General features: G+C 71.0%; 24 protein-coding genes and 1 pseudogene. 16 read left to right on the top strand and 9 right to left on the bottom strand.

The features are described 5' to 3' along the window. The first annotated feature begins 8 nt into the window (after positions 1–8). The 3 genes from ACFYNL_RS14210 to ACFYNL_RS14200 all read left to right on the top strand — a co-directional run bounded on the left by ACFYNL_RS14210 (position 9) and on the right by ACFYNL_RS14200 (position 2,372). Positions 9–1,505, top strand: a complete 1,497-nt coding sequence (locus ACFYNL_RS14210) for a glycoside hydrolase family 3 protein (RefSeq protein ID WP_388801858.1) — start codon at positions 9–11, stop codon at positions 1,503–1,505. Between the two features lie 82 nt (positions 1,506–1,587). After that, positions 1,588–1,836, top strand: coding sequence for a helix-turn-helix transcriptional regulator (locus ACFYNL_RS14205; protein ID WP_356436346.1), 249 nt, complete (start codon positions 1,588–1,590; stop codon positions 1,834–1,836). Further along, positions 1,833–2,372: a hypothetical protein gene (locus ACFYNL_RS14200; RefSeq protein WP_388801855.1), complete on the top strand. Its 540-nt coding sequence runs from the start codon at positions 1,833–1,835 to the stop codon at positions 2,370–2,372. The genes ACFYNL_RS14205 and ACFYNL_RS14200 overlap by 4 nt, the downstream gene beginning before the upstream one ends. A 236-nt stretch (positions 2,373–2,608) precedes the next feature. Here the strand turns inward: ACFYNL_RS14200 and nagB are convergent, their stop codons facing one another. After that, complete coding sequence (nagB, locus tag ACFYNL_RS14195) at positions 2,609–3,394, bottom strand: glucosamine-6-phosphate deaminase (RefSeq protein ID WP_388801852.1); 786 nt, start codon at positions 3,392–3,394, stop codon at positions 2,609–2,611. A gap of 257 nt (positions 3,395–3,651) precedes the next feature. Here nagB and ACFYNL_RS14190 point away from each other — a divergent pair, with 257 nt between their 5' ends. Then, positions 3,652–4,743 carry an SIS domain-containing protein gene (locus ACFYNL_RS14190; RefSeq protein ID WP_388801849.1) on the top strand — a complete coding sequence of 364 codons (1,092 nt, stop codon included), beginning with the start codon at positions 3,652–3,654 and terminating at the stop codon, positions 4,741–4,743. Positions 4,744–4,861: 118 nt separating this feature from the next. On the opposite strand, the gene ACFYNL_RS14185 is transcribed toward ACFYNL_RS14190, so the two are convergent. Next, a complete protein-coding gene (locus tag ACFYNL_RS14185) occupies positions 4,862–5,614 on the bottom strand; it encodes an SDR family oxidoreductase (RefSeq protein WP_388801846.1) in 753 nt (250 codons plus the stop codon). An 88-nt stretch (positions 5,615–5,702) separates the two neighbouring features. On the opposite strand from ACFYNL_RS14185, the gene ACFYNL_RS14180 reads away from it, so the two are divergent. Beyond that, entirely contained in the window at positions 5,703–6,341 is a 639-nt protein-coding gene (locus ACFYNL_RS14180; protein ID WP_388801843.1) for a TetR/AcrR family transcriptional regulator, read from the top strand. 422 nt (positions 6,342–6,763) lie between these two features. Further along, the gene (locus tag ACFYNL_RS14175) at positions 6,764–8,230 is read left to right on the top strand and encodes a sensor histidine kinase (RefSeq protein ID WP_388802711.1); all 1,467 of its coding nucleotides are present in this window, start codon (positions 6,764–6,766) and stop codon (positions 8,228–8,230) included. 215 nt (positions 8,231–8,445) lie between these two features. Here ACFYNL_RS14175 and ACFYNL_RS14170 read toward each other — a convergent pair whose 3' ends face one another. Together ACFYNL_RS14170 and ACFYNL_RS14165 are read right to left on the bottom strand one after the other, a co-directional pair. Continuing rightward, entirely contained in the window at positions 8,446–8,703 is a 258-nt protein-coding gene (locus ACFYNL_RS14170) for a WhiB family transcriptional regulator (protein ID WP_003992873.1), read from the bottom strand. A gap of 319 nt (positions 8,704–9,022) precedes the next feature. Beyond that, positions 9,023–9,991, bottom strand: a complete 969-nt coding sequence (locus tag ACFYNL_RS14165; protein ID WP_388801840.1) for a diacylglycerol/lipid kinase family protein — start codon at positions 9,989–9,991, stop codon at positions 9,023–9,025. A 270-nt stretch (positions 9,992–10,261) separates the two neighbouring features. Between ACFYNL_RS14165 and ACFYNL_RS14160 the strand changes: the two genes are divergently transcribed. Beyond that, positions 10,262–10,723: a hypothetical protein gene (locus ACFYNL_RS14160; RefSeq protein ID WP_388801837.1), complete on the top strand. Its 462-nt coding sequence runs from the start codon at positions 10,262–10,264 to the stop codon at positions 10,721–10,723. A 54-nt stretch (positions 10,724–10,777) separates the two neighbouring features. On the opposite strand, the gene ACFYNL_RS14155 is transcribed toward ACFYNL_RS14160, so the two are convergent. The 3 genes from ACFYNL_RS14155 to ACFYNL_RS14145 all read right to left on the bottom strand — a co-directional run bounded on the left by ACFYNL_RS14155 (position 10,778) and on the right by ACFYNL_RS14145 (position 12,907). Next, the gene (locus ACFYNL_RS14155) at positions 10,778–11,947 is read right to left on the bottom strand and encodes a SigB/SigF/SigG family RNA polymerase sigma factor (RefSeq protein WP_388801835.1); all 1,170 of its coding nucleotides are present in this window, start codon (positions 11,945–11,947) and stop codon (positions 10,778–10,780) included. A gap of 17 nt (positions 11,948–11,964) precedes the next feature. After that, on the bottom strand, positions 11,965–12,378 hold the full coding sequence (locus tag ACFYNL_RS14150; protein WP_004925829.1) for an anti-sigma regulatory factor: 414 nt from the start codon (positions 12,376–12,378) through the stop codon (positions 11,965–11,967). Positions 12,379–12,646: 268 nt separating this feature from the next. Beyond that, positions 12,647–12,907 (bottom strand): UBP-type zinc finger domain-containing protein, encoded by a 261-nt coding sequence (locus tag ACFYNL_RS14145; protein ID WP_388801832.1) that lies wholly within the window; start codon positions 12,905–12,907, stop codon positions 12,647–12,649. A gap of 182 nt (positions 12,908–13,089) precedes the next feature. On the opposite strand from ACFYNL_RS14145, the gene ACFYNL_RS14140 reads away from it, so the two are divergent. Further along, positions 13,090–14,685 (top strand): Na+/H+ antiporter, encoded by a 1,596-nt coding sequence (locus tag ACFYNL_RS14140; protein WP_388801830.1) that lies wholly within the window; start codon positions 13,090–13,092, stop codon positions 14,683–14,685. Between the two features lie 186 nt (positions 14,686–14,871). On the opposite strand, the gene ACFYNL_RS14135 is transcribed toward ACFYNL_RS14140, so the two are convergent. Continuing rightward, positions 14,872–15,774, bottom strand: a complete 903-nt coding sequence (locus ACFYNL_RS14135) for a 1-aminocyclopropane-1-carboxylate deaminase/D-cysteine desulfhydrase (protein ID WP_388801827.1) — start codon at positions 15,772–15,774, stop codon at positions 14,872–14,874. Positions 15,775–15,805: 31 nt separating this feature from the next. Beyond that, positions 15,806–16,396 carry an N-acetylmuramoyl-L-alanine amidase gene (locus tag ACFYNL_RS14130; protein ID WP_388801824.1) on the bottom strand — a complete coding sequence of 197 codons (591 nt, stop codon included), beginning with the start codon at positions 16,394–16,396 and terminating at the stop codon, positions 15,806–15,808. Between the two features lie 326 nt (positions 16,397–16,722). Between ACFYNL_RS14130 and ACFYNL_RS14125 the strand changes: the two genes are divergently transcribed. The 8 genes and pseudogenes from ACFYNL_RS14125 (at position 16,723) to ACFYNL_RS14090 (ending at position 22,876) form a co-directional block, all read left to right on the top strand. After that, positions 16,723–18,129: a family 2B encapsulin nanocompartment shell protein gene (locus tag ACFYNL_RS14125; RefSeq protein ID WP_388801821.1), complete on the top strand. Its 1,407-nt coding sequence runs from the start codon at positions 16,723–16,725 to the stop codon at positions 18,127–18,129. Positions 18,130–18,240: 111 nt separating this feature from the next. After that, complete coding sequence (locus ACFYNL_RS14120; protein ID WP_388801818.1) at positions 18,241–19,389, top strand: family 2 encapsulin nanocompartment cargo protein polyprenyl transferase; 1,149 nt, start codon at positions 18,241–18,243, stop codon at positions 19,387–19,389. Positions 19,390–19,814: 425 nt separating this feature from the next. Further along, a complete protein-coding gene (locus ACFYNL_RS14115) occupies positions 19,815–20,405 on the top strand; it encodes a GNAT family N-acetyltransferase (RefSeq protein ID WP_388801815.1) in 591 nt (196 codons plus the stop codon). Positions 20,406–20,568: 163 nt separating this feature from the next. Next, the gene (locus ACFYNL_RS14110) at positions 20,569–21,153 is read left to right on the top strand and encodes a dihydrofolate reductase family protein (RefSeq protein WP_388801812.1); all 585 of its coding nucleotides are present in this window, start codon (positions 20,569–20,571) and stop codon (positions 21,151–21,153) included. A 26-nt stretch (positions 21,154–21,179) separates the two neighbouring features. Beyond that, positions 21,180–21,449, top strand: a complete 270-nt coding sequence (locus tag ACFYNL_RS14105; protein ID WP_388801809.1) for a hypothetical protein — start codon at positions 21,180–21,182, stop codon at positions 21,447–21,449. A 96-nt stretch (positions 21,450–21,545) separates the two neighbouring features. Next, positions 21,546–21,959 carry a YciI family protein gene (locus ACFYNL_RS14100; protein WP_388801806.1) on the top strand — a complete coding sequence of 138 codons (414 nt, stop codon included), beginning with the start codon at positions 21,546–21,548 and terminating at the stop codon, positions 21,957–21,959. A 7-nt stretch (positions 21,960–21,966) separates the two neighbouring features. After that, positions 21,967–22,349, top strand: a pseudogene (locus tag ACFYNL_RS14095) (sigma factor); the annotation flags it as partial. Between the two features lie 194 nt (positions 22,350–22,543). After that, entirely contained in the window at positions 22,544–22,876 is a 333-nt protein-coding gene (locus ACFYNL_RS14090) for a DUF952 domain-containing protein (RefSeq protein ID WP_388801803.1), read from the top strand. Positions 22,877–22,887 lie beyond the last annotated feature (11 nt).

The raw sequence follows: 22,887 nt of genomic DNA, 5'->3' as shown, positions 1-22,887 counted from the left end.
CGCACCCGATGACGACAATCGCCAGCGGCACCGACACTCTCACCCGTGATGCCCTGACCGTGCTCCAGCCCGGCTTCACCGGCACCAGCGCCCCCGACTGGCTGCTGCGCCGCCTGGGCGAGGGCCTCGCCTCCGTCGGCCTGTTCGGCCGCAACATCGCCTCGCCCGAGCAGTTGGCGGCCCTGACCGCGCAGTTGCGCGCGGAGCGGGACGACGTGCTGGTCGCCATCGACGAGGAGGGGGGTGATGTGACGAGGCTGGAGGTGAGGTGCGGCTCCAGCTTCCCCGGCAACCACGCCCTGGGCGCGGTGGACGACGTGGAGCTGACCCGGCAGGTGGCCTCCGAGCTGGGCCGCCGCCTCGCCGCCTGCGGAGTGAACCTCAACTGGGCCCCGTCGGCGGATGTCAACTCCAACCCCTCCAACCCGGTGATCGGCGTACGCTCCTTCGGCGCCGACACCGCCCTGGCCGCCCGCCACACCGCGGCCTATGTCACCGGCCTGCAGTCGGCGGGCGTGGCGGCCTGCACCAAGCACTTCCCGGGGCACGGCGACACGGCGGTCGACTCCCATCACGCGCTCCCGCGCATCGACGCCTCACGCGACGTGCTCTCGGACCGCGAACTCTTCCCGTTCCGCGCGGCGATCGCCGCGGGCACCAGGGCGGTGATGAGCGCCCACATCCTGATCCCCGCCCTGGACCCGGACCGCCCGGCGACCCTCTCCCGCCCGGTCCTCACCGACCTCCTGCGAGGCGAACTCGGCTACACCGGCCTGATCGTCACCGACGGCATGGAGATGCAGGCGATCGCCGCCACCTACGGCATCGAACGCGGCAGCGTCCTCGCCGTCGCGGCCGGCGCCGACGCGATCTGCGTGGGCGGGGGGCTGGCGGACGACGAGACGGTACGGCGGCTGCGCGACGCCCTGGTCGCCGCCGTGCGCGCCGGTGAACTCCCCGAGGAACGGCTGGCCGAGGCGGCCGGACGGGTGCGTGAGCTGGCCCGTTGGACGGCGACCGCCGTCGGGGGAGGGGGCGAGCCCCGGCCCGACATCGGCCTCGTCGCCGCCCGCCGCGCCCTGCGGACGACCGGCGCGGGGGACTTCCGTCCGCTCACCGAGGCGCCCTATGTCGCGGCCTTCACCCCGGTGGCGAACATCGCCGTCGGCGACGAGACGCCGTGGGGCGTGGCGGCGGAGCTGACCCGACTGCTGCCGGGGACGGAGACGGGCAGCTTCGCGGGGGAGGACGCGGGGCGGCAGGCCCTGGCCGCGGCGGGGAAGCGGCGGATCGTGGCCGTGGTCCGCGACGAGCACCGCCATTCCTGGATGGTGACGGCCCTCGACACCCTGCTGCGAGCCCGCCCGGACACGATCGTGGTCGAGATGGGCGTCCCCCAGGCGCCTCCTCGCGGCGCCCTGCACATCGCCACGCACGGCGCGGCCCGGGTGTGCGGACGCGCGGCGGCGGAGGTGCTCGTGGCGGAGAGCGGCACCGGGGCGTAGAGCGTCGACGCAGCACCGTCGTCCCTCTCGCCTCGAAGGGCGACGGTTGCAACTCTGCCTCTGAATGTAGTACTTCTTATACATGAGCGAGCAGGTGCACAACAGACTGGCGATGGTGCGTGCCGAGCGAAAGGTGTCGCGCCAGAGCCTGGCCGAGGCAGTGGGAGCCCACTACCAGACCATCGGCTACATCGAGCGGGGGCAGTACAACCCGAGCCTCGACCTGGCACTGAAGATCGCGAAGTTCTTCGGTCTGCCGGTCGAGGCCCTGTTCTCCCTCGAACCGTTCCGGCCGCTCACGGACGAGGTCTACGGGAGGAACCAGCCATGACGACGACGCGGATGACGCGCTACGACCGGAGCATGCTGCGGTTGATGAACGACCCCCGGCAGAGGGAACTGCACGCCACGGTCGCGCGACGCCGGCTGGCCGTCGCGGCGCACGCCGCGCTCACCGTGGCGATCGCGGCGCTGTTCGGGTACTTCTGCCTGTCGCGCGGGGAGGCGATGTGGTCCGCCCTCGCCATGGCGGTGCTGATGCTGCCCTGGATGGTGGCGCAAGGGGTGATCAACAGCGCCACCCGGGGTCTGCTGGAGCTGCGCACCCGGGCCCTGGACGAGCGGCAGGTGGCCGAACGCAACCGGGTGCTCGCCCGGTCCTACCGCATCACGCTCTGTCTCCTCGTCCTGGCCGTGATCGGTCTTTTCGTGGTGGGCGGAGCGGACGGTGACGCCCTGCGGACCTACGCGGTGTCCGCCCTCGCCGCCGTCCTGGTGGCCCACTTCGTGATGCCGTCCTGGGTGGCCGGCCTGACCGCCCAGGACGAACCGGCCGAGCCGGCGGAGGACGAGGCGGCCCTGCTCTAGGTCGTGCCCCGCGTCCAGGTCGTGCCCCGCGCAGCCCCGTCCTCCACCTGGAGGCCGTGCCGGGCGCCGTGGCGCGGGCGGGACTGCGCGGGCCCGGCCCAGCACTGGTCGGAACCGGCGGCTCATATCCGGCGGGCGCACGACGGAACCCCCGTCGGGCGCCCGCCGTCGCGTGCGGCGGCGGCCCGGCTCGCGGCCCCCGCAGGAATGCCGGCCCGATCCTGGCGACGGCGAACCTAGATGCCCTGCCACTCCGGCTTGTTGGCGTACGTGTGCCGGAAGTAGTCGGCGAGCTTCAGCTTCGACGCGGCGGCCTCGTCGACGACGACCGTGGCGTGCGGGTGCAGTTGGAGCGCCGAGGCCGGACAGACGGCCGCGACCGGGCCCTCGACGGTGGCGGCGACCGCGTCCGCCTTGCCCTCACCGGTGGCGAGCAGGACGAGGTGCCGGGCCTCCAGGATCGTGCCGATCCCTTGCGTGATGACGTGGTGCGGTACCTGCTCGATGTCTCCGTCGAAGAACCGCGCGTTGTCGATCCGCGTCTGCTCCGTCAGCGTCTTGATCCGGGTCCGGGAGGCCAGGGACGAGCACGGCTCGTTGAACCCGATGTGGCCGTCCGTCCCGATGCCGAGCAGCTGCAGATCGACACCGCCGGCCGCGGCCAGTGCCGCGTCGTACGCCTCGCACGCGCCCTGGACGTCCTCGGCCGTGCCGTCGGGCCCCAGGAACGCGCCCATCCCGATCCCCAGCGGCTCCAGCACCTCGCGCCGCAGCACCGACCGGTACGACTCCGGGTGCTCGGCGGGCAGCCCCACGTATTCGTCGAGCTGCGCGATCCGAGCGCGCGAGACGTCCACGGAACCGGAGTGCGCCCGGCTCACGAGCGCCGTGTAGACGGGTAGCGGAGTCGACCCCGTGGCCACGCCGAGCAGCGCGTCGGGCTTGCGCCTGAGGAGCTGTGCCATGGCCTCGGCTATCAGTTCGCCACCCGCCTTGGCGTCCGGAACGATGACAACTTCCACGCTGGGCCTGCCGATCTGCAGAGGGACTCGATGGGCGCCCTGAAGGGGCATGTGGTTTAGACCAATCTAACAGAGCGGGACTGCGAGGCCCAGGTGGCGCAGGAGGGCGCGGACGTTCCGCGAAGCCGTGAGGACGAGGCGTTTTCCGGCCCCTTCGGGCAGGCGTCATCCCGTGTTCCGCAGTGCAATGGAGACTGTCCGCCCGAACCGGAAGGCGCCTTGTCCGGCACGTCGGCCGCGAGAGCAGGAAGGGCCCCATGACCACCGCCTCGACCCCGTACCCTCCCGACCCCCACGCCCCGCACAACGACCTCCCCGGGCGCATCATGGCCCGCGAGATGGCCGAACAGCCCGCCGTACTGCGCCGGATCCTCTCCCAGGGCGCCCCCGCCGTACGCAAGGTCGCCCAGGAGATCGCCGCCCGCGCCCCCCGCTTCGTCCTGCTCACCGCCCGCGGCACCTCCGACAACGCCGCGCTCTACGCCAAGTACCTCCTGGAGATCCGCCTCGGCCTGCCCTGCGGGCTGACCTCGATGTCGACCACGACGGCCTACGGCGCCCGCCCCGACCTCACCGATGTCCTCGTCGTCACGGTCAGCCAGTCCGGCGGCTCCCCGGACCTCGTCGCCTCGACGAGGGCCGCCCGCGAGGCCGGCGCGATCACGCTCGCGGTGACCAACAACCCCGACTCACCACTGGCCGCCGTCTCCGAGTACCACCTCGACATCATGGCCGGACCCGAGAGGGCCCTGCCCGCCACCAAGACCTACACGGCCTCCCTCCTCACTCTGTACCTCTTCGCCGAGGGCCTGCGGGGCGGCGACGGCGCGCCCGCCCGGGTCCTGCCGGGCCTGGCCGAGCAACTGCTCGCCCGGCAGGACGAGGTCCGCGCCCTCGCCGCCCGCTACCGCTTCGCCGAACGCATGGTGATCACCTCCCGCGGCTACGGCTACCCCACGGCCAGGGAAGCCGCCCTGAAGCTGATGGAGACCAGCTACATCCCGGCGCTCGCCTACTCGGGCGCCGACCTCCTGCACGGTCCGCTCGCCATGGTCGACAACGTCTCCCCGGTCATCGCCGTCGTCACCGACGGCAAGGGCGGTGAGGCCCTTCAGCCGGTCCTCGACCGGTTGCGCGGCCGCGGCGCCGACCTGGTCGTCATCGGCCCCCGGCACCAGGTCGAGCAGGCTTCGGCCGGCTTCGTCCTGCCCACGGACGAGGCCGCCGAGGAGGTGCAGCCGATCCTGGAGATCCTCCCGCTCCAGCTCCTCGCCTACGAGGTCACGATCGCCCGGGGCCAGGACCCGGACGCCCCGCGCGCCCTGGCGAAGGTGACGGAGACGCGCTGACCGTGACGGACCGGGCTCCTCCTGGCGGGGGCGCTCCGCGCGCCGGAAAGCGGCCCGCCCGGCGGCCCGAGCGGCTGACCCGGGTCCCTGGACGGCTGACACCGCCGTCTCCGTCCTCTCAGGTGATCGAGCCTCCCGTTGCGTCCACCCAGCTCCCGGTGACCCACCGGCCCTCGTCCGAGGCCAGGAAGGCCACCACGTCCGCGACGTCCGCCGGTGTCCCCACCCGTCCCAGCGCCGATATCGCCTCGGCCTGCGCCCAGCCGTCCTCGGTCCCGTGCAGGAACTCCGCGGTGTTGTCGGTGTCGATCAGACCCGGGGCCACCGAGTTCACCCTGATGCCCCGCGGACCCAGCACCTTGGACAGGTCACGGGAGAGGATGTCCAGCGCCCCCTTCGTCATCGCGTACGCCATGTTGCCCGGCATCACCGCGGTCCGGGCGAGTCCCGACGAGATGTTGATTACCCGGCCGCCGTCGCGCAGGCGCGTCATGCCGTGCTTGACGATGAAGAACGGCGCCTTCACGTTCACCGCGAAGACCGCGTCGTACTCCCGCTCGTCGATCTCCTCGATCGGTCGCGTGTTGCCGATCCCGGCGTTGTTCACCAACACGTCCAACCCGTCCGCGTGCCGATCGAACTCCTGCCACAGCGCCTCGGCGTCCCCCGGCACCCCCAACTCGACACCGAGGGTGAACGCGGAGCCGCCGGCCGCCTCGATCGCGGCTGCCGTCTCCTTCGCCGCCGCCTCGTTCCTGCCGTAGTGCACGCCGACCCGAGCGCCGTCGCGCCCCAGCCGCTCGGCGATGCCCCGGCCGATCCCCCGGCCGGCCCCTGTGACGAGAACCGTCCTGCCCGCGAGCGCACCCATGCCGCCGCCCCCTCCAACATTCACTAGCGATCGATACAGAAATGACCGTAGATCACGCCCGGAGTATTTGTCTAGCGTCCGCTATAAAATGCACTCCATGGTGAGCAACGAGATCAGGGAGGCCGCCACGCCGGCGTCCAAGCGCCGTGGCCGTCCCCGTTCCTTCGACCGCGCGACCGCCCTGGAGAAGGCGATCCTCGCCTTCTGGGAACACGGTTACGAGGCGACCTCCGTCTCCGACCTCACCCGTGTCATGGACATCGGCGCCCCGAGCCTGTACGCGGCCTTCGGGGACAAGCAGTCGCTCTTCGAGGAGGCCGTCCGTGAGTACGGCGTGCGCTACGGCTCCTTCGTCGACCGCGCCCTCGCCGATGAGCCCACCGCCCGCGCCGCGGTGGCGCGGATACTGCGCGAAGCCGCCGCGGAGTACACCGATCCGGCCCACCCGTACGGCTGCCTCGTGGTCCATGCGGCGACCAACTGCTCCACACCCGAGGTCGAGTCCTCGCTCCGAGGGCGGCGCAACGCCGGCATCGCCGCCATCCGCAGCCGCGTGGAAGCGGACGTCGCCGCGGGCGTCCTCCCCGCCGACACCGACGCCGCCGCGCTCGCCCGGCATACCGGTGCGATGATCCAGGGCATGTCACAACAGGCGCGTGACGGGGCGAGCCGGGAGGAACTGGAGGCACTCGCGGAAATTGCCATGGCCATCTGGCCCCGCACATGAACCCACACGGGTTAGGCTGCGTGGTGTATGCGAGGGGGTCCTGCCGGTTCTTCAACTGGTTCGCAGCCCCGCGAAGAGGCGTCAACAGCAAACAGGCTCCAACGCATGGACACACCCAAGTGGTCTAGTCCACAATGCGAGGGAGTGCGCAGCACAAGAACGCACCGACTTCCGTCTTCCCCGCACAGGAAGGCGGACCGAGGAACCGGAGCTCTCTGCCCTGACTGCCCCGGCTCCTCATCCTTCGGCCGACCGGGACCGCACACCCCACGGCCGATATTGCTCCGGGCTGCGGTGCCGGGAGGGTTGAGGGTCCCTCTCAGGCGCCGCGGCCCGCGGGTGTTTCCGGGGCCGGGTCGCTTCCCGGTGGCGGATTTCGAACGATGTCCGTACCCCCAGGTACGCTCGGCCACGTGCCCTCCATGAACGAACTCGTACGCCAGCACACGGCCCTCGACGACTCCGACCTCGAGTGGCTGCACCTGCTGGTCTCGGAGTGGCAGCTGCTCTCCGACCTCTCCTTCGCCGACCTCGTCCTGTGGGTCCCCACCAGCGACGGCACCCGCTATGTCTCCGTCGCGCAGATGCGGCCCAACACCGGCCCGACCTCGTACCAGGACGACATGGTCGGCCACCTCGTCCCACGCGGGCGCCGCCCGATGCTGGACGCCGCGCTCGACGAGGGCCGGATCGTGCGCGAGGGCGACCCCGAGTGGCGCGAGGAGGTGCCGGTCCGCGTCGAGTCGATTCCGGTACGACGGGACGGGCGTGTCCTGGGCGTCATCGCGCGCAACACCAACCTGCTGACCGTCCGCACCCCGAGCCGCCTGGAACTGACGTACCTGCAGAGCGCCTCGGACCTCGCCCAGATGATCGCGGCCGGCGCCTTCCCGTTCGCCAACCAGCAGGTCGACATGGACGCCTCACCACGCGTCGGTGACGGCCTGATCCGCGTCGACGCCGACGGCATCGTCCAGTACGCCTCCCCGAACGCGCTGTCCGCCTACCACCGCCTCGGTCTCGCCGCCGACCTCGTCGGCCACCATCTGGGCAAGACGACCGCCGAACTGGCCCCGACCCACGGCCCGGTGGACGAGGCGCTCGCCAAGGTCGCCAGCGGCTGGGCGCCCCGGGAGTTCGAGATCGAGTCGAGCGACGGGGTCATCCAGTTCCGGGCGATCCCTCTCAAGCCCAAGGGCCCGCGCATCGGTTCACTGGTCCTGCTTCGGGACGTCACCGAACTGCGTCGCCGAGAGCGTGAGTTGATCACCAAGGACGCGACCATCCGGGAGATCCACCACCGCGTCAAGAACAACCTCCAGACGGTGGCCGCCCTGCTCCGCCTCCAGGCCCGCCGTATCGAGTCCGACCGTGGCCGCGAGGCCCTCGAAGAGGCGGTGCGACGCGTCGGCTCCATCGCGATCGTGCACGAGACGCTCTCCCAGAACCTGGACGAGCGCGTGGAGTTCGACGAGATCGCCGACCGGGTGCTGGCGATGGTGGCCGAGATCTCACCGGGGAAGGTGATCGGCCGGCGCACCGGCCGCTTCGGCACCCTGGACGCCGAGGTCGCCACGCCGCTGTCGATGGTCCTCACCGAGATCCTCCAGAACGCCCTGGAGCACGGCTTCCGCGACGGCGACGCCGGCACGGTCGAGGTCTCGGCGGTCCGCGGCGGTACGTCGAAGCAGATCCGCCTCCTGGTCACCGTCCAGGACGACGGGGTGGGCCTGCCCGAGGGCTTCGATCCGCACACCGCGGGCAACCTCGGACTGCAGATCGTGCGGACGCTGGTCGAAGGCGAGCTGGGCGGCACGTTCGACATGGTTCCGGCGCCGGAGCGGGGGACCCGGGTGATCCTCGACATCCCGGTGCGGGCGCCCAAGTAGGAGCCTCGGGGTCCCGGACGTGCGGATCCGGGATGACCGCGCTGGGTGCCGCGGGCAGCAAAGAGCCCCAGCCCGTTCAGGGGGCTGGGGCCCAACATGCTCGTTGCCAGCATTCGCTGCGCATCGGGGGTACTGCGCGCTGCGGCTCGGGGGCGGGAGATGCGTACTCGCTGTACGCGCCGCCAAGCTCAGGCTGTTTAGCGGGGTGGGTGTTGTCAGGCGGAGGCCTGACGGGCCCGGTTGCGGGCGGCGCGGCGCTTCATGGCACGGCGCTCGTCCTCGCTGAGACCACCCCAGACGCCGGAGTCCTGACCGGACTCGAGCGCCCACTGCAGGCACTGCTCGATAACCGGGCAGCGACGGCAGACGGCCTTGGCTTCCTCGATCTGCAGCAGCGCAGGACCAGTGTTGCCGATGGGGAAGAAGAGCTCGGGGTCTTCCTCGCGGCAAACGGCGTTGTGACGCCAGTCCATGGCTGCTACCTCTCCTTGTGTTACTGCTGGGTTGCTTGTGAATGTGAACGCTTTCACGAATCCCTCAACAAGTGAAGGGCCTACCGCCAGGTTCCCTGGCGTGGGTCCTGTGAGTTGAAGAGGGGTTCCGGTGATCAGTGGAGGCCGGTCTTGCGGGCCGTCCCGATCGCCACGTAGAGACTCGCAAACCTCAGCGACGGATACAACCCCTTCCGGAAAGTTTTTTTTGATTCCTCGGTGTCGACTAGGTCACAGCCGTACTTCCATGGGGTGGATCCTGGCCTAAACGTTCGAGTGAAAGGACTTTAGCCCGTTCCGCTCACACAATCACACGCAGTGCACGGCGTACGCCTGTGAACGTCACGCTCGTACGCAGCCCGAGGTGGTCGCCGTCCATCTGGAGGGGCAAAGGGACCTTCGAATGCAAGGTGAACTGGTCCAGGTCATGCAGTGAGACGGCGTGCTTGCCGTGGGGTCCCCGCTCGGGGGACGAAGTGAGCAACTGGGTCGCATACCGGGCAACCGAGACCGTGGACATACGGCTGAGACCGAGCACATCGAGACCGGTATCGAACGAGGCCTTAGGCGCCGCGTACACCGGGCGATTGAGTAGATACGTCCACGGAGCGGTGTTGCAGATTATGGACAGCACCAAATCGGTCACCGGGTCCTCACCCGGCCGCTCCAGCGTGATCGTGCCGTGCCGGCGGTTGGGTTCCTGAAGGAACTGCCGTGCGACCTGGCGCAGGTAAAGGGCGTGTGTGGATCTCTTGCCCAGTTCGCGCTGCTGCTCGACCCGCCCGACGACGCCGGCGTCGAAACCGAGCCCGGCGCAGAAGGTGAACCATCTGCCCGGCACGGCCTCGTCCGCGGTGCCCGGCGTACCCGCCGCGATGCCCATCCCGACCGTGCGTTCGCTGCCCTCCCGCAAGGCGTCCAGCAGGGCGCCGGTCGCCTCGACGGCGTCGTTCGGAAGCCCGAGAGCACGGGCGAAGACGTTGGTGGAGCCGCCGGGGACCACGGCGAGGCGGGGGAGGTGCTGGGGGTCGGGGCCGTTGTGCAGCAGACCGTTGACGACCTCGTTCACGGTGCCGTCACCGCCGAGGGCGACCACCAGGTCGACATCGTCGCTCTCCGCCGCCTGTCGGCCCAGGTCGCGGGCGTGGCCGCGGTACTCGGTGGTGACGGCTTCCAGCTTCATCTCGCTGGCGAGCGCGTGGATCAGGACATCGCGCGTACGTGCGCTTGTGGTGGTTGCTGCCGGATTGACCACGAGAAGTGCACGCATGACTGGCAGCGTACCTACTGGGGGGTACCGGGCACAGATCGAGGTGGGGATCCGGTAAGAGATCAGGCGTGAGCCTCGACACGGGAGGACCGGGTCGGCTCGGCTCGTCTCGAACAACGGACGGACCGAGCAGTGATGACGGACGGATCGAGGAGCGACGACGGACGACCGAGCAGTGACGACGGAGGACCGAGCAGTGCTGACCGGCGTCGCGCGGCAGGACCAGCCTCGGCCGGCGAGGCCCGGATCGTGGCGGGCTACCCTTCAGGAGTGACCAAGGAGCAGACCCCCACCACCCCGGAAACCACCGGCCCGCGTCCGCGGCGGCTGACCTACGCGGCGGTACTCACCGCCCTGGAAGGGCTGGGGCTCGCCGTGGGGGGCGTGTGGGTGCTCGTGCTGGGGCTGACCGGGGACCCGGACGACCGGCAGCAGGCCGTGACCCTGGGTGTGACGCTCGTGGCGCTCGCCCTGCTGCCCCTGCTGGCCGCGCGGGGCCTGTTCGCTCAGCGCAGCTGGAGCCGCGGGCCGTCCGTCATCACGCAGATCCTGGCGCTGCCGGTGGCCTACAGCCTGCTGCAGGCCGACAGCATCGCGATCCCGGTGGGCATCGCGCTCGCGGTGATCGCCGTCACTACGCTGGTGTTCCTGGTCAATCCGGCGACGACCGAGGCCCTCGGGATCCGGGGGCCCGGCGGCGCGGAGGACCGGTCCAAGAGTCAGAAGCGGTGAGCGGTTCTCAGAGAACCGGCACCGGCCGGGCCTGACTGTTCTCGGGCCGGACCGTCACTCCTCCACCAGCAGCTTCTCCCGGAGCTGCGCCAGCGTCCGCGCCAGCAGTCGCGACACATGCATCTGGGAGATCCCGACCTCCTGCGCGATCTGCGACTGGGTCATGTTGCCGAAGAAGCGCAGCAGCAGAATCCGCTTCTCCCGTGGCGGGAGGTCCTCGAGCAGCGGCTTCAGCGACTCCCGGTACTCGACGCCCTCCAGCGCCTCGTCCTCGGCGCCGAGGGTGTCCGCCACCGCCGGGGACTCGTCGTCCGTGTCGGGTACGTCCAGGGACAGCGTGGAGTACGCGTTGGCGGACTCCAGGCCCTCCAGGACCTCCTCCTCCGAGATCGCCAGCTTCTCGGCGAGTTCATGGACCGTGGGGGAGCGGCCGTGCAGCTGGGACAGCTCGGCCGTGGCCGTGGTGAGTGCCAGCCGCAGCTCCTGCAGGCGCCGCGGAACCCGCACCGCCCAGCCCTTGTCGCGGAAGTGCCGCTTGATCTCGCCGACGACCGTCGGGGTCGCGTACGTCGAGAACTCGACGCCGCGCTCCGGGTCGAACCGGTCGACCGACTTGATCAGACCGATCGTGGCGACCTGGGTGAGGTCGTCCAGCGGCTCGCCGCGATTGCGGAACCGTCGCGCGAGGTGCTCGACGAGCGGCAGGTGCATACGGACCAGCTGATTGCGCAGCTCCGCGTACTCCGTACTGCCGTCCTGCAGTTTGCGCAGCTCGACGAACATGGCGCGCGCCCCGCTGCGGTCCTGAGGGTCGTGGTGCGTGGCCTGCGCGCTGCGCGCGCCCGTCGCCTCGTCCTCGGCGTGTCGCTCGTGCTCGCTCATCGTCCTGCCCGTCGCCCTCTTCCGAGCCCTCGCCTCCGCCCCCACTCTCGGATCGGCTTGAGCGGAGAGACCCCCATGGACAGGGGCGGCCCCGCTCCGCCCGCCCGGAGGCGCGCCCTGCACGGCACCTTCGGCGGTCCGTCCCTCGTCGAGGAGGCTGCCGGTCGCCACGGAGTCGTCCTCCGGATGCGGCCGGGCCTGCTCGGGGATGCCGTCGATGCCGTCGACCATGCGTCGGGAAGCGCTCGGACCGCTGGGGCCCGTCCCCGGGCTCTCGGCTCCGTCCGAGCAGGGGTGAGTGCTTTCCGGCAGCTCCCGTGTGCCGCGCTCTTCGTCCCGCACCGGCCCGTCCCCGTTCCTCACGCCGGCCCTGGTCCCGCGCCGCGTTGTTTGTAGAGGCTGATCGAAACGGTTTTGTCCTCGTCCACGGCGGAGGAGACCTTGCCCGCGAGGGCGGACAGGACGGTCCAGGCGAAGGTGTCCCTGGAGGGAGCGTGGCCGTCCGTGGTCGGGGCCGAAACGGTGACCTCGAGCGAGTCGTCGACGAGTCGGAAGACACAGCTGAGCACCGAGCCGGGCACGGCCTGCTGGAGCAGGATCGCGCAGGCCTCGTCCACCGCGATGCGCAGGTCCTCGATCTCGTCGAGGGTGAAGTCCAAACGGGCCGCGAGGCCGGCAGTCGCCGTACGCAGCACCGACAGGTAGGCACCCGCGGCCGGCAGCCGGACTTCCACGAAGTCCTGGGTCGCGGGCTCGCCTGCGATCTGGGACACCCTCACCTCCAAGGTGGTACAAGCTTCTCGGGGCCGAGGGTCGCCCCCCGGGTAACGCGATGTTGGTTCAGCGGTGACGCTACCGCGCCTCGAAGTCTCCTGTCCCCAGGACCCCAACCCCTTGCTGTCACTCATAGTAAACACACGGATACGCTCCGTGGCTAGGGGGTTCGCGGTCCCAATTGGGAAGAGCGCGCGCCGGTTTGACGTACCCAGACGTCAGACGATCGAACCGTCCGGCTCCCCGGTCGTCCAGGGTACGTCGGCGTCACACGAGAACGTGGTCGACGAAGCACCAGCGCCAGCGCTCTCCGGGTTCGAACGTCCGCATGACCGGATGTCCGGATTCCTTGTGGTGCTCCGTGGCGTGCCGTCCCGGCGAGGAGTCGCAGCAGCCGACGTGACCGCAGGAGAGGCACAGCCGCAGCTGCACCGGATGCCCTCCGTCCGCCAGGCACTCCGGACACGTCTCGCTGAGCGGGACGGGTTCCGGGTGCGGCAGCGCGTCGGCGTGCGTGCACTGTTTCATGATTGCCAGGTTACGACGGCCACGCGCAGGGGCGCGTGGAAAATCGAGGGCGGGCCGCGGCGGCGATGAACCGGGACGGGCGAAGACCATGATCTGGGCAGGGGCAGGGGCAGGACGGCGAGAGGGCTCGGGCCGGTGCTGATCGGCGGGCGTGGGAGCGGTGGGAAGGGCGGGCGAGGCGTATGAACGTGATGCCGCTGCTGTTGCTGGTCGCGGGAAGCGCGGCCATCGCCGCGGCCGGCCGGCGGTCGCCCGTACCGGCACCGCTGCTGCTGGTCGCCGCGGGCCTGGCGGTCTCGTACGTGCCGGGCGTACCCGAGTACACCCTCGATCCGCACATCGTCCTGCCGCTGGTGCTGCCCCCGTTGCTGCACAGCGCGGCGACGGACAGCTCGTACCTCGATCTGCGGGCCCAACTGCGGCCCGTGATGCTGCTTTCGGTGGGCTACGTCCTGTTCGCGACCTTCGCCGTCGGCTGGGTCGCGTATCTCGTCGTGCCCGATCTGCCGCTGACCGCGGCACTGGTGCTGGGGGCGGTGGTGGCGCCGCCGGACGCGGTCGCGGCGACGGCGGTCGCACGCCGGGTGGGGCTGCCGTCCCGGATCACCACGATCCTGCAGGGCGAGTCCCTGGTGAACGACGCCACCGCGATCACCGCCTACCGCGTGGCCCTCGCCGCCGCCGTCGGGGAGGGCGCCACCTGGGCCGGCGGTATCGGTGAGTTCCTGCTCGCGGCGCTCGGCGGCATCGGCATGGGGGTGGTGCTGATGGTGCCGCTCCACTGGCTGCGCACCCATGTGAAGGAGGCGTTGCTGCAGAACACGCTCTCCCTGCTGATCCCGTTCGTCGCGTACGCGGCCGCCGAGCAGGTGCACGCCTCCGGAGTGCTGGCGGTCGTGGTCGTCGCGCTGTACCTCGGGCACCGCGCGTGGGAGGTCGATTTCGCCACCCGCCTCCAGGAGGAGGCGGTGTGGAAGATGGTCGCGTTCGTACTGGAGTCGGCGGTGTTCGCCCTGATCGGACTTCAGCTTCCGGTGGTCCTCAAGGGCCTCGGGGAGTACGAGGGCGGCCGGGCCGCCTGGTACGCGTTCGCCGTCTTCGCCGTGGTCGTCGTCTCGCGGTTCGTCTGGGTGTACCCGGCGACCTTCCTGCCTCGGATGCTGTCGGCCCGGATCCGGGAACGTGAGGACGACCCGACCTGGAAGGGGGCGTTCGTCGTCTCCTGGGCCGGGATGCGGGGCGTGGTCTCGCTGGCGATCGCCTTCTCCATCCCGCTCACCGTGCACGGCGGCGCGGACTTCCCCGAGCGCAACCTCATCCTCTTCCTGACCTTCACGACCGTCATCGGCACCCTGGTCGTCCAGGGCGTGACGCTGCCGCCGCTGATCCGGGTCCTGAAGCTGCCCGGCCGGGACGCGCAGGCCGAGACCCTCGCGGAGGCGAACGCCCAGGCACAGGCGTCCCGCGCCGCCGAACGACGCCTGGAGGAACTCCTCTCCGACGAGCGCAACGCCCTCCCCGAGCCGCTGGCCGACCGTCTGCGGGCGGTGCTGGAACGGCGCCGCAACTCCGTCTGGGAGCGCCTCGGCCAGTCCAACCCCGTCACCGGCGAGTCCGTCGACGACACGTACCGGCGCTTGTCCCGCGAGGTGATCGGAGCCGAGCGCGCGGTGTTCGTGAAGCTGAGGGACGGCCGATACATCGACGACGAGATGCTGCGGACCCTGCTGCGTAGGCTGGATCTGGAGGAGGCGGCGGCCTACCGGGAGGCCGGGTGACGGCAGGCGTCCGTACGGGCAGGTGACCGGCCGCGCGCCCGGTGGCCGGCAGTCGGGCGGCGCCCCCGTGACGACGGCCGCGCGCCCGGTGGCCGGCCGCCGAACGGCGCCCCCCGTGACGACGGCCGCGCGCCCGGAGTCCGGCCGCCGAACGGCGCCCCCCGTGACGACGGCCGCGCCCCGCCGTCAGCCGCCGAACGGAGCCCCCGTCACCACGGCCGCGACCGTCGTCCCACGGGGGAACGCCCCCTCTTCCGCGAGGGCGACAAGCCCGTACAGCAACTTGGCGACATAGAGACGCTCGACGGGGACCCCGTGCCGTCGCTCGAAGTCCTCCGCGAAGGCGTCGAGTTCAGGGGAAGTGCGCGCGTACCCCCCGAAGTGGAACCGCTCGTCCAGCCGCCACTCACCCCGCGGCCCGCCGAACGCCTCCTCCTGGAGGGCCCGTACGTCGTCGGCCAGGAAGCCGCCCCTGAGGACGGGTACGCCCAGCGCCCGCTGGCCGGGGCCCAGCCCGGCGGCGAGACCTGCGAGCGTGCCGCCGGTACCGCACGCGACCGCGACGACGTCGGCCTGCCCGCGCAGTTCCCCGCCGAGCGCCTCGCACCCCCCTACGGCAAGGGCGTTGCTGCCGCCTTCCGGAACCACGTACGCGTCCTGCGCCCCCGCCGCGCGCAGGACGGCCGCCAGGGTCTCCGGTTCGGTCTTGCGACGGTACGTCGACCTGTCGACGAAGTGCAGCCGCATACCGTCGGCCACGCACCGCGCCAGCGACGGATTGAGCGGGCGGTCGGCGAGCTCCTGGCCGCGCACCACGCCGACCGTGGACAGCCCGAGGAGGCGGCCCGCGGCGGCGGTGGCGCGCAGGTGGTTGGAGTAGGCACCGCCGAAGGTGACGACGGTGCGGCCGGCCGCCGCCCGCAGGTTCGGCGCGAGCTTGCGCCACTTGTTGCCGATCAGCTCCGGGTGGATCAGATCGTCACGCTTGAGGAGCAGACGGACGCCGCGACGGGTGAAGCGTCCGTCCGCCGGCTCCTGCAACGGGGAGGGGAGCCGCGGGCGGAGAGCGTTGAGATCGGCGCTGGTCACACGGCCATTGTCGCCCCGTCCCGCGAGCGGGCTACCGCAGCCGTTCCCGGATCCGCTCCCGCATCCATGCCATCGTGAACCCCCGCGGGTCCACCTTCCCCGGTTGCCATTCCAGATGCCCGATCACGGACCGCTCGTTCCAGCCGTGATGGCGGCAGATCGCCGCCGAGACCCGTTCGATGGCCTCCAGCTGGGCCTGCGGCCAGGGGTCCTGTCCGTCGCCGAGGTTCTCGCACTCGAAGCCGTAGAAGTGGCGGTTGCCGTCGGTGTTGGCCTCGTTGTCGGGCGGCAGGGCCGTCTCGGCGATGACCGCGCGCAGTACGTCGTCGTCGCCGAGGCCGGCGTGGTTGGCGCGGCCGTAGCCGACGAGGTGGACCCTGCCGTCCTTGGTGATGACGCCGTGGCACAGCGGGCCCGGCAGCCCCGCGTAGCCCTTGCGGCAGAGCTCCACGGTGGCCGCGCTGCCCCGGGTCACCGTGTGGTGGATCATCACGCCGTGGACGGGGCCCCATGGGCCCACGTGGTTGCGGTTGTGGTGCTCCCAGTCGCCGACCTCGACGACCGTCGCGCCCTCTGCTCTGAGTCTCTCCAGGAATCTGCTCGCGGACATGGGTGTGGCCATGACCGCCTCCTTCATGCCGTGCGTCGGCCGCCGAGCGCGGCCGTCCCGTACCGGTGCTTTACCGAAAACGGGCAGACGGGACTCCTCGGGATCCGTTGAATCGCACACTGTGCGACTGGATTTGGACACCTGCCGAGGCGCTTACCGGACGTCGCCGCACGTTCAGGAGTGGACAAGAGCCCTCTGTCTGCCCAGTGCCCCGATGATCCATTCCCCCTCTTTCGGGTAATAGCACAGACACACACCGTGATGGAAGGCTCTGTCGTGCAGATTGCGATGCGCGGTGCCAGAGCGGTGCCGGGGTACGACCGGGAGGGCAGTTCTCTATGTCGGTAGGCGAAGAGGTCCGCGAAGAGCAGGGCAAGCCGCAGCAGAGCCTCGGCACTGCGGCCGCGCGGAACCTGGCCACCACGACCAAGTCGGCACCCCAGATGCAGGAGATCAGCTCCCGCTGGCTGCTGCGCATGCTGCCATGGGTGAACGTGCAGGGCGGCACGTACCGGGTCAACCGGCGCCTGACCTACGCCGTGGGGGACGGACGCGTCACGTTCGTGAAGACGGGCGACCGCGTCGAGGTCATCCCGAAGGAACTGTGCGAGCTGCCGGCCCTGCGGTCGTACGAGGACGAGGACGTCCTGTCCGAACTCGCGCAGCGCTGCCAGCAGCGGGAGATCGCGGCGGGGCAAGTGATCGCCTCGTTCGGCAGCCCGACCGACGAGGTGTTCCTGCTGGCACACGGCAGGGTGGAGAAGATCGGTACGGGTCCCTACGGCGAGGACGAGTCGCTGGGCGTCCTCGCCGACGGCGCCTACCTCGGTGACCAGGCGCTCCTCGACGCCGACTCCATCTGGGAGTACACCGCCCGCGCGGTCACCGCGTGCACGGTGCTCGTGCTGACCCGTCATGACGTCGAGCGGGTCGCGGAACGCGCCGACTCCCTGCGCGAGCACATCGAGCAGCTGCGGGCGATCCCCGCGCAGCGCACCAACAGGTACGGCGAGAAGGAGGTCGACCTCGCGGCCGGCCACAGCGGTGAGCCGGACATCCCGCACACCTTCGTGGACTACGAGGCCCGGCCCCGCGAGTACGAACTGAGCATCGCGCAGACCGTGCTGCGCATCCACTCGCGCGTGGCCGACCTCTACAACCAGCCGATGAACCAGACCGAGCAGCAGCTGCGGCTGACGGTCGAGGCGCTCAAGGAGCGCCAGGAGCACGAACTCGTCAACAACCGCGAGTTCGGGCTGCTCCACAACTGCGAGTACGACCAGCGCCTCCAGCCGCACGACGGCGTTCCCAGCCCCGACGACATGGACGAGCTGCTCTGCCGGCGCCGCGGCACCAAGCTGTTCCTCGCCCACCCGCGTGCCATCGCCGCGTTCGGGCGTGAGCTCAACAAGCGCGGCCTCGTCCCCGAGACCATCGAGATGGCCGGCAACCGCATCCCCACCTGGCGTGGTGTGCCGATCTTCCCGTGCAACAAGATCCCGGTCTCCGAGGCCCGTACGACCTCGATCATCGCCATGCGTACGGGCGAGGCGGAGCAGGGTGTCATCGGGCTTCAGCAGGCCGGCATCCCCGACGAGATCGAGCCGAGCCTGTCCTGCCGCTTCATGGGCATCAACGAACAGGCCATCATCAAGTACCTGGTGACGGCCTACTACTCCGCAGCGGTGCTCGTCCCGGACGCCCTCGGTGTGCTGGAGAACGTCGAGATCGGGCGCTGGCGGTGACCTTCCCCGCTGATCCGCCGTGTCCCGCGCCCCGGGCGTGGGTACATCCTCGGGGTAAGCGCCCGGCCGCAGCGGAAGGGCCACCGTCCGCCGAGTCTCCGAGGCCATGCCATGGGTGAGTTCATGACGCAGACACAGCAACGGCCCGCCGGGGCGGGGCCGTCCACCGGGGTGCCCGAGGGGCGGAGGCCCATCGCGACCCAGAGGGACGGCGGCCCGGGTCCGCTCGACGGGCCCGAGGCGGCGGTGATCCTGGAGCGTGCCCGGGCGTCGGTCGAGCCCGAACTCCGGGCGGCGGTCGCCTCGCTGCCCGCCTCCATGCGCCGGGTCGTCCGCTACCACTTCGGCTGGGAGCACCCGGACGGGTCCCCGGCCACGGGCAGCGCGGGCAAGGCGATCCGTCCGGCCCTCGTCCTCACCGCGGCCGGGGCGCTCGGCGGGCCGGCGGCACGGACGGCGGCGGTACGGGCGGCTGTCGCCGTGGAACTGGTGCACAACTTCACGCTGTTGCACGACGACGTGATGGACCGGGACGCCACCCGTCGGCACCGGCCCACCGCCTGGACCGTGTTCGGTGACGCCGACGCGATCCTCGCCGGGGACGCCCTCCAGGCGTTGGCCCTGCGGCTGCTCGCCGAGGACCCGCACCCGGCGTCCTCCGCGGCCGTCGCCCGGCTGGCGACCTGCGTCGTCGAACTGTGCGCCGGTCAGCACGCGGACACGGAGATGGAGCGGCGGGGCCCCGGCGAGGTCGGCCTCGACGAGGTGCTCGCCATGGCGGAGGCCAAGACCGGCGCGCTGCTGGGGTGCGCCTGCGCGCTCGGGGCGCTGTACGCGGGGGCGGCGGACGACGACGTGGCGGCGCTGGACGCGTTCGGCCGCGAGGCCGGGCTCGCCTTCCAGCTCATCGACGACGTGATCGGCATATGGGGCGACCCGAGCCACACCGGCAAGCCGGCCGGTGCGGACCTCACCGCCCGCAAGAAGTCCCTGCCGGTCGTCGCCGCGCTGACCTCCGGTGGGCCGGCGGCGGCGGAACTGGCCGCGTTGTACGCATCGCCGCACGACAAGGAGAGCGAGGAGGACATCGCGCGGACCGCACTCGCCGTCGAGCGAGCCGGGGGGCGCGACTGGGCCCAGGCCCAGGCCGCCGACCGGATGGCCCGCGCCATGCAGGAACTGGCTCGTGCCGTCCCCGACCCGGAGGAGGCGGGCGGACTGCTGGCCTTGGCCGAGTTCGTGACGCGGCGCAGCACCTGAGGCCGAGGGCCGTACGACCCACGGCTGCCGCAGTCGGCCGTGGTGCACACCCCGGGGCCACCCGGCCGTACGGTTCCTGACCCCGTACGGCCGGCGGGCGGCCCCGGTCCGGCGGGTCCCGCACATCCCCACGGCGTGCGGGGCCCGTTCCTGCGCCTGGTGCCGTTCCTGCGCCTGGTGCCGTTTCTGCGCCTGGTGCCGTTCCTGCGCCCGGTGCCGTTCGTGCGCCCGGGTGCGTACCTGCGCCTGGCGATGTTTCTGTGCTCGGGTGCCTGTCTGCGCCCGAGGCCGTTCCTGCGCCGGTTCCGTCCCTGCGCCGGTTCCGTCCCTGCGTACAGATCTCGACAAAGCCAGTCCCACGGCCGTCACGCGCGCCCCAATCGCCCTACGATCAAGGCCGGTTGACGAGAAGGGGCGGGGTACACATGGGTGTGGCGATCCGGACGGCGGGAGAGGCGGACCGGGAGCTGGTGGTCCGGCTGCTGGACGCGGCGTTCCAGGACGATCCGGTCAGCGGCTGGGTGTTCCCGGGCGAGGAGTACCGCCGTGTCACCCACCCCCGGCTCATGGCCGCGTTCACCGACATCGTGCTCACGGCGGGGCGGATCGACGTCACCGAGGACGGCGCGGCGTGCGCGCTGTGGATGTCCGTGCCGGCCGGTGCGGACGAGGACGACGAAGGGCTCGCCCGGATACGCGAGGCCGTCGACCCGGAGAATGAGCGCGTCGAGTCGATCGGGCGTCTGACGGCCCGTATCCACCCGTCCGACCGTGCGCACGAGTACCTGTGGATGATCGGCACGGCCCCCGAGCGCCAGGGCGAGGGCCTCGGCACCGCGCTGATGGCCTCGGTCCTCGACCGCTGCGACCGCGAGGGCCGACCGGCGTATCTGGAGGCGAGCAGTGCCCGCAGCCGCAAGCTCTACGAGCGTCTCGGCTTCGAGCTGGTCGGCCATCCCCTCGACCTTCCGGAGGGTCCGCGGATGTGGCCGATGTGGCGTGAGCCGCGCGGCTGAGCCACCGGCGGGACCCGGTGCCGGACCGAACCGGTCCGGCACCGACCAGTAGGCGGAATGTCATCTCTCACTTCACCCGAACCCGAAAACACCCTTGCAACCACTACAAGTGGAGTACTACAACTGGAGTGGTAAGCGGAGTCCACGACGAAAAGAGCCCGACTTGCGAAAGCTCACCTACTTCATCGCCTGCTCCATCGACGGCTTCATCGGGGACCCGGGCGGGGACGCCGCCTCCATGTATCCGTTCGTGGACGAGGAGTTCCTGGAGTTCCTCAAGGCCGAGTACCCGGAGACCATCTGGACCCACGGCCGCCAGGCCGTCGGCGCGGACGGCCTGGAGAACAAGAGGTTCGACACCATCATCCAGGGCCGCGCCAGCTACGACCTGGCCCTGAAGGAGGGCATCACCAGCCCGTACGCCCATCTGCGCGAGTACGTCGCCTCACGCACGCTCACGGAGTCGCCCGACCCGAACGTCGAGATCATCGGCGAGGACCTGGTCGCCAAGGTGCGCGAACTCAAGGCCGAGGACAGCGCCTTGGGGATCTACCTGTGCGGCGGTTCGAAGCTCGCCGGTGAACTGCTCGACGAGATCGACGAACTCGTCATCAAGACGTACCCGATCGTGCTCGGCGCGGGCATGCCCATGTTCGGCTCCGGCTTCGCCGTCACCGAGTTCAGCCTGGACTCGGTGCGCGCCTTTGGCAACGGCGTACTGGTGAGGACGTACAGCAGGAAGCGCTGACGGCCTGCCCGCCCTACCCTGAAGACATGGACAGCCAAGAACACGTCTGTCCCGCTTGCGGACAGCCCGTGGAGACGGTCGTCAAGCGTCACAAGACGCTGGGCGCATGGGTCCCGGTGTGGGTGGCCGGTCCCTGTCGTAACCGGAAGTGCGAGGCGTACGTGGAGGAAGGCGCCGAGCACGGCGAGGAACAGCACCGGAAGAAGTCCGGGAGGACGGCCGCCCAGACGGGCGCGGCGGCGGCCGCCGAAGAGGCCGGGGAGACGGCTGGACCCCCGGCCGTCAAAGAATCCTGACGGCCCTGTCGAGAATCCCGGCCCGGCTCCGACGTCCCCGGTGAGAGCCGCCCGCCGAGGGTGGCCCGAGCCGACGGACACCGAAGGAGTGCAGTCATGAAGTACCTGGTCATGGTGCAGGGCACGCAGGCGGACTACGAGGCGATGCAGGGCAAGGCGTCCGAGCACTCCGTGGCCTGGAAGCCGGAGGAGGTCCAGGCCATGTACGCCTACATGAGCGCCCTCAACGACGACCTCGCGGAGACCGGCGAGATGGTCGACGGGCAAGGCCTGGCCGAACCCGCCAGGATCCGGCACGTCACCCTGGGCGAGGACGGCAAGGCGGTGATCACCGACGGGCCGTACAGCGAGACCAAGGAGCTGCCGGCCGGCTACTGGGTGCTCGACTGCGCCAGCCTGGAGCGGGTCACCGAGATCGCCGACCGCATCATCCGCTGCCCCCAGCCCGCCGGGGCCCCCGTGTACCCGGTGGAGATCCGGCCCATCATGGACGGCGCCGGGGACATCTGATCCCTACCTGAGCGACCCGTCGCCGACCGAGGACCTGCTGCCCGCCACGCGCCGCAGGTCCTCGGGCGCTGGTGCGGCGGTACGGCCGCTTCGACACCGCCGAGGACGCCGTGCGGGAGGCGCTGCTCGCGGCGGCCGAGCGGTGGCCATGGGCCGGTCCATCGGACAATCCGCGCGGCTGGCTGATCAAGGTCGCCGCGCGCCGGCCGACCGACGCCCTGCGCGGCGGGGAGGAGGCGCGCCGGGCCAGGAAGGACAAGGTCGCCGCGCTGACACCACGGGACGCCTTCACCGCACCCCCCGCCGGGCACGGACCGCGCGCCCCGAGAGGACGACACCCTCGTTCTGCTGTTCCTGTGCCGCCACCCGAACCTGACGCCGCCCGCCCAGTCGCCCTGCCCCTGAGCGAGCTGGGGACCGGCACCGTCTGAACGCGGTCCGCGGGGACCTGCTGGAGCGGGCGGGCCGGGCGCCCCGACGAGGCACGGGCCGCCCACGAGTCCGCGGCGGCCAAGACCCCGAGCCTGCCGGAGCAGCGTTATCTGCACGGGCGGGCGGCACGGCCGAGGCCGTAGCGTGGGCCCATGCCCGAGCAGAGCTTCATCCTTCACATCACCGAGCGCTCCCTGTGGGACGCAGCGCGCGAGCGCGGCACGTACGAGATCTCGACGCGTGGCCGCACCCTCCAGGAGGAGGGCTTCATCCACTGCTCGACCCGCGCCCAACTCCCGGCCGTCGCCGGTTTCCTGTACGGCTCCTACGACGGCTCCGACGAACTGGTGGTGCTGGTCGTGGACCCCGGGCGGCTGGACGTGCCGGTGAAGTACGAGGCGCCGCAGCCCGGTGGTGAAAAGTTCCCGCATGTGTACGGGCCGATTCCGGTGGGCGCGGTGGTGGACGTGGAGTCGTGGCGGTGACCGGTCGCCGC

The organism is Streptomyces sp. NPDC007808, assembly GCF_042868655.1.
Classification (GTDB): domain Bacteria; phylum Actinomycetota; class Actinomycetes; order Streptomycetales; family Streptomycetaceae; genus Streptomyces.
Note: the sequence above shows the minus strand (reverse complement) of the source record. Positions and strands in the feature narration are given on the sequence as shown.